Origin of the sequence: Burkholderia sp. L27(2015), from assembly GCF_009765705.1 — a bacterium.
GTDB lineage: Bacteria > Pseudomonadota > Gammaproteobacteria > Burkholderiales > Burkholderiaceae > LMUX01.
This window is the reverse complement of sequence record NZ_LMUX01000027.1, coordinates 243,284-249,332: the sequence shown is the minus strand read 5'-3', so window position 1 is coordinate 249,332 and position 6,049 is coordinate 243,284. Positions and strand designations below refer to the sequence as shown.

The 6,049-nt window shown below is 60.6% G+C and carries 5 protein-coding genes; 2 read left to right on the top strand and 3 right to left on the bottom strand.

The window, feature by feature from the left end; all coding sequences use genetic code 11:
- Nucleotides 1–98: P-II family nitrogen regulator (locus GSQ77_RS28885; RefSeq protein ID WP_301951192.1), on the bottom strand; the 98-nt coding region annotated here is incomplete at its 3' end.
- A 507-nt stretch (nt 99–605) separates the two neighbouring features.
- Here GSQ77_RS28885 and GSQ77_RS28880 point away from each other — a divergent pair.
- Both GSQ77_RS28880 and GSQ77_RS28875 read left to right on the top strand, forming a co-directional pair.
- A complete protein-coding gene (locus GSQ77_RS28880) occupies nt 606–857 on the top strand; it encodes an accessory factor UbiK family protein (RefSeq protein ID WP_158907541.1) in 252 nt (83 codons plus the stop codon).
- 71 nt (nt 858–928) lie between these two features.
- Entirely contained in the window at nt 929–2,491 is a 1,563-nt protein-coding gene (locus GSQ77_RS28875) for a YifB family Mg chelatase-like AAA ATPase (protein WP_158907539.1), read from the top strand.
- 90 nt (nt 2,492–2,581) lie between these two features.
- Here the strand turns inward: GSQ77_RS28875 and GSQ77_RS28870 are convergent, their stop codons facing one another.
- Together GSQ77_RS28870 and GSQ77_RS28865 are read right to left on the bottom strand one after the other, a co-directional pair.
- Entirely contained in the window at nt 2,582–4,084 is a 1,503-nt protein-coding gene (locus tag GSQ77_RS28870; RefSeq protein ID WP_158907537.1) for a dipeptidase, read from the bottom strand.
- 847 nt (nt 4,085–4,931) lie between these two features.
- On the bottom strand, nt 4,932–6,049 hold a 1,118-nt coding region (locus GSQ77_RS28865), incomplete at its 5' end, for a dihydroxy-acid dehydratase (protein ID WP_174246516.1).

The window sequence follows — 6,049 nt, the reverse complement described above, 5'->3', positions numbered from 1 at the left end:
ACCTCCGTCACGGTTATCCCCGAGACGCCGATCGCCGATAAGGCTTCGCGCGCCTCATCGAGCTTGAATGGCTTGATGATTGCGGTTATCAATTTCATGGAATCCTCGCTTGATGTCCCTGTCGTGGCTTGGTACCACAGCCGATGTTTAGGCCGCGATGTTTAGGCCGCGCTGTTTAGGCCGATATGTAAGCCAATAAGTACGCCGATATTGCAGTTTTTGAGTAGTACCGAATTACTTGAGCAACTCCCATGCCATGCGGCCCTCATGCGGCTCAACACGCGGCTTAACGCGCGCCTGATCGGACCTCGCAGACTTGATACGCACCGTGTCGCGATGATGCTCTTGCGCTCGCTCGCCCGCGTCGAACACCGGAGGTAGGCCGTACGGTCAATCCTAAGGGGGACGCTTCTGTGCTGCGTGGTGGACGTGCTAGAGTGTTTTGAATCGCTATACAGCGCCAATTACCGCGCATTAGCCCACACAACCAACGGTGAACCGGGTGATGCACGACCCCGCAATCCGCACCATAATTGCGCGTTTGTCGTGGCACCCGCTACACTTCAACCGATAACGCACCATTTTTGTGCAAACAAGGAAAAACCATGAAACCCAATGAAGTCCTGCAAGACATCCAAGCGAAAATCAACGAAATGCTGAAGAACTCCCCGGCCAAGGACGTCGAGCGCAACGTCAAGGCCATGCTGGCCCAGGGTTTCAACAAATTCGATCTGGTCACGCGCGAAGAATTCGATACGCAAGCGCAGGTGCTGATCCGTACCCGGCTGCGTCTGGAAGAGTTGGAACGACGCGTCGTCGAACTCGAAGCGCGCCTGAAGACCACTGCTGCGCAGTAAGCGCCGCAGCCGCTAGGCCACGCGGTCGCTCGCTACCCTCCCACTTCGGCTCCGGCACCCAAGGCCCGGTTGTGTCGCTCGCTCTAGTCCGTAGCCGCGCGCTGGCGCCAGGCGGTGCGCCTGAGGTCAAGGTGGAAGTGCATCTTGCCAATGGCCTGCCTGCGTTTTCAATTGTGGGATTGCCTGATCTTGAAGTGCGCGAGAGCCGAGAGCGGGTCCGCGCGGCTCTGCAGAATTGCCGTTTCGAGTTTCCCGCGCGCCGTATTACCGTCAACCTCGCGCCCGCCGATCTTCCCAAGGCATCGGGGCATTTCGACTTGCCGATAGCGCTCGGCATCCTCGCGGCCAGCGGACAATTACCGATCAAGGCGCTCGAAGGCCGTGAATTTGCCGGCGAGCTTTCGCTTTCCGGGGCTCTTCGGCCTATCCGGGGCGTGTTCGCAATGGCGTGCGAATTGGTTCGTACGCACGCCGAAAAGTGCCAGGCGCGTTCGTCTCCCGCCACGCGCGAGCCTGAGCTTTACCTACCGCTTGAAAGCGCGGCCGCGGCCGCCTTGGTGCCGGGTGTAAGCGTGTTCGGCGCGCCGGATTTACCGAGCCTGTGCGCTCATTTGGCGCGGGCCGCAGGCGCAGCACTGCAACCGCTCAGCGCTCCCGCTCCAACCGCCCCGCCGCCCCAACCGGATCTAGACGAAGTGATCGGGCAGGCTGCAGCTCGGCGCGCGCTCGAGGTGGCCGCGGCGGGCGGACATCATTTGCTGATCGTGGGTCCACCCGGGGCGGGAAAATCGATGCTGGCCGCGCGGTTGCCCGGCATTCTTCCGCCAATGACGGCGTCCGAGGCACTGGCCTGTGCGGCAGTACTGAGTTTGAGCAAGGGTGGCTTTTCGCCTGCGATGTGGCAACGCCGTCCGTTTCGAGCACCGCACCATTCGGCGAGTGCGGCGGCGCTGATCGGTGGCGGCAATCCCCCTCAGGCCGGCGAAATTACGCTGGCGCATTTGGGCGTGTTGTTCCTGGACGAGTTGCCCGAATTCGATCGGAAAGTGCTGGAAATGCTGCGCGAGCCGCTCGAGAATGGCCACATCACCATTTCGCGAGCGGGACGGCAGGTCGAATTTCCGGCGGCGGCTCAACTGATTGCTGCGATGAATCCATGCCCCTGCGGCTGGCGCGGCTGGTTCAGCGATAACCGGGCGCGCTGCCGCTGCTCGCCCGACCAGGCGGCACGCTATCAGAATAAATTGTCGGGCCCGTTGCTGGATCGCATCGACATGCAGATTACGATGCCAGCGCTTACGCCTCACGAACTGGCCGAGCGTGCCCAACAGCCGGGAGAGAGCAGCGCCGCGGTAGCGCTGCGCGTGGCGAGCGCTCGACAACGGCAAATTGCGCGACAAGCTTGCTCGAATCAGGCGTTAACCGCGCGCGCACTCGAAGCGGCTTGCCAACCGGACCAGCGTGGGCGCGACTTGCTCGAACAGGCAGGGCATCGCTTCCAGTGGTCCGCGCGAGCCCATTATCGTGTTTTGAAGGTCGCCCGTACGCTGGCCGACTTGGATGGAGCCCCGCAGCCGGAGGCTTTGCACATCGCGGAAGCCATCCAATATCGCAGCGGATTCCGGATGAATTAACGGCCGCAATATTAATGCGCCCGCCCCTGAGGAAGATCGATTGACGAGCTGTCCATTGCGACTGCTTGGAATCTCTGCGCCGCCCCCCGCTTACCCAACCGTGGCATCGAACACCCTGCGGTAGTTTCCACCGAGTATCTTGTTCACCTCGTCGGCCGTATATCCTTCGTCCAGCAGCGCCTGCGCGAACGCCGGCAACTGCTCATAGCCGGTGAACACCGGCGGCGAGATAAAGCCCAGCATGTCTGTGCCCAATCCCACATGATCGACACCGACAACGTCGGTCATTCGTTTGACGCCCTCGGCCATGGCGCGCAGATCGTGGAAATTCCCGGAGTTCGGCCAAACACCGATGACGCCGCCGGTACCCGCAATCGCCCGGGCATGGTCCGGCGTAATCAGTCTGCTGCGACTGGAAGGCCGAGTGGCTAAAGCGGTATGCGAGAGCACAAGCGGTTTGGTCGTGACCGTCGCCGCACGTTTGACCAAATCGTAAGTGCCGTGCGCAACGTCGACCACGATACCCAGCGTGTTGCACCGCCGGACAACGTCGGCTCCGAAATCCGTCAGGCCGCCATGGACGGGTGCCGCAGTCTGGATATCGCCCAATTCGTTGACGCGATAGTGCGTGAGCTGCAAGTGGCGCAGTTGATGCAAGGAATACGCCTCATCGACCCGCTCCAATTCTCCTTCGAGAAAATCGGCGCCCTCGGCAGAGATAATGGCGCACGGCCCCCGGTTTCCGTGTGCGCTCAAGGATGCGCTGTCGGTCACGACCGTGAGCTGTTCGCGCTCGATCAGGGTATGCACGCGCGCGAACTCGGCTTGTCCGAGCGCATATAACTCACCGGCCTGCGGCGTTCGATAGGCTTCGAAGCGCCTGCGGTCCGACGACACGCGCGTAACCAGGGTGTCTGTCACGATGGCTAGGCAGACGACGTTCATGCCCCCGGTACGCATGGGCGCCGCAAGGGGCAGGAATGGGCGATTGGCGCCTACGGCCGGATCCCGTGAAACGATCACACGCCCTGCGTGACTATGCATATCGATCGTCATCGTCTTGGCGTCTCGCCATGCGTTCGTGCGATCGATTGGCGCGCTCGAACTGGAGCTCGAATTGGCGGTGGAAGCGACCAATGAGTCGGCGCGTGAATCCGTGCCTGAATCGGCACGTGAGTCGGTATATGCAGCGAAGCGGCCGGGCGCACACGCAGCGAGCCCCAGCGCCGCGCCTGAGGCAAGAAATGCCCGGCGCCCAGGAGAAGGCGCGGCATTATCGGGCTGGACGGGTATGAGCCGCGCATCGATCAGTTGATACCGCCAGCCCGCCGGGTCGTCGATCAAACGGCGTAGTTGTCCGCGTATCGTTATCGCATGGGTTTGAAACGGAATCGGCGATGCGGTAAACACTTCCACGCATGCCATCGGGTCGCCCGGCAAGCAACCGTGACAACAAGGCGCTTCGGGCGCCAATAAAAAATAATCGATGTTGGCTTCGTGACTGAGCGCCACCGCCCAGCCGGAAATCTCGACAAGCGAGCCGTGCAGCGCATCAGCCTGACCTGTATAAATGCTCGACCATTCGATAGGCATCGGCGCTTCCTTCGTTTTGCTTGGGACATCGCGCTTGGACGCCACGTTTGGGACACCACGCTGGGAACATCGCACTGCCAACGTCACGCCGAGAACTTCATCCGGCAGCGCCGGTTTTCCCGAACATGCGGCATAGCGAACCATCCCCACGTATTTACAGGGAGTTTGGCGCCCGCTAAGTACAGCAATATAATCCGCCGGCCCCAAAAAATACCATCAAAAAATACCCGCGAGTCCTTGACTTATGCACATCGCTGTCAGTCGGCCGCCCCACGGGGATGCGATGCGCAGCGCGCACTTACATACACAAGGTAAGCGATTGATTTTAATAACATTTTTATATTCGCCCGGTTTCGCGGCAATTTGTAGAATCGCCTTCTGCCACAAGCATTTAGCGTAACTATTCAAAGATCTCCACAATGTTATCCACAGCAACTGTGGATAGATTAAAAAAGAATGCTAAATCAGAGACATAAACGAAACTCATAGACCTCTTCTCTAACTTTTCGCGGGTCCGGCAACGGAAAAATGCATCTTCCAACCCGCGCATTTCCGAGCCTTCGTCGCCCCTTCGTCCCCTCGCCGCCCCATAAAAAAAGACCTGAGGTTAGTCAGGTCTTAATCCCGCCGAGGCGGGTGGAGATCGCAGCCTATCAGGCACTGCGGGATAAACCGGCGGCTCGCGTTCCGCCGTTGCTACACACCGAAGCGATGATCCGAATCGGCGAGTGACGCGCTGCAAACTGGCCGGCCCAAACACACTGCACGAGGCCGGCCAAGTCCTGCAGCCCTTCAAACACATGCGCAGCCTGCCCTTCTTGCCGGCAGCGCCACGCTCATTGCTCGATCAATGAATCTCGGGCTCATCCTGCGCATCTTTCTTGCGCACCAGAAAATCGAAATCGCAACCGCTATCCGCTTGCAGCACATGCCCTTGATGCATGGCACCAAAACCGCGCTCGAAACGCGGCTTGGGGGGCGTCCAGGCCGCGCGGCGTTGCGCCATCTCCTCGTCCGAGATTTTGACGTTCAGCTTGCGCGCCGGCACGTCGAGCTCGATCAAATCGCCGTCGCGAACAAAGGCGAGCGGTCCGCCGACGAAGGATTCCGGCGCGATATGCAGCACACATGCGCCATAGCTCGTGCCGCTCATGCGCGCATCGGAAATCCGCACCATGTCGCGCACATCCTTTTGCAGCAGTTTTTTCGGAATCGGCAGTTGCCCCCATTCCGGCATGCCGGGTGCGCCCACCGGCCCGGCGTTCTGCAACACGATCACGCTGTTCTCGTCGATATCGAGATTGTCGTCGTCGATACGTGCCGCCATGTCGTTGTAGTCGGAAAACACGACCGCGCGGCCGGTATGCACGTGCAGCTTGGGATCGGCCGCACCAGGTTTGATCACCGCGCCGTTGGGCGCCAAATTGCCGCGCAATACCGCCAGGCCGTTATCCGGCATCAACGGATTGCTACGACGGCGGATCACGGTGTCGTTGAAGATCTCGGCGCCGGCAATGTTTTCGCCCAAGGTGCGACCGTTCACGGTGGCCTGAGTGCCGTCGATCAAGTCACCCAACTCGGCCAGCATGGCCGGCAAGCCACCTGCATAAAAGAAGTCTTCCATCAGGTATTGGCCGGTGGGTCGCACGTTGGCCAGCACCGGGGTACGCCGCGACAGTTCGTCGAACCGATCGAGCGTCAACTCGACACCGGTGCGCCGCGCCAGCGCGATCATATGAACGATCGCGTTGGTCGAACCCGACAGCGCCAGGATGGTGGTGATCGCGTTGTCGATCGATTTCGCGGTGATCACGTCCGACGGCTTCAGATCCTCCCACACCATCTCGACGATACGCCGGCCGGTTTGCGCGGACATTTGCGCGTGGCGCGAATCGGGCGCCGGAATCGAGGCGAAACCCGGCAACGTCATGCCCATCGCTTCGGCCGCGCTGGTCATCGTCGACG

Bases quoted from the DNA above. Each gene is read 5' to 3' on its own strand.
- GSQ77_RS28880 (WP_158907541.1), top strand. From the start codon at position 606: ATGAAACCCAATGAAGTCCTGCAAGACATCCAAGCGAAAATCAACGAA.
- GSQ77_RS28870 (WP_158907537.1), bottom strand. From the start codon at position 4,084: ATGCCTATCGAATGGTCGAGCATTTATACAGGTCAGGCTGATGCGCTG.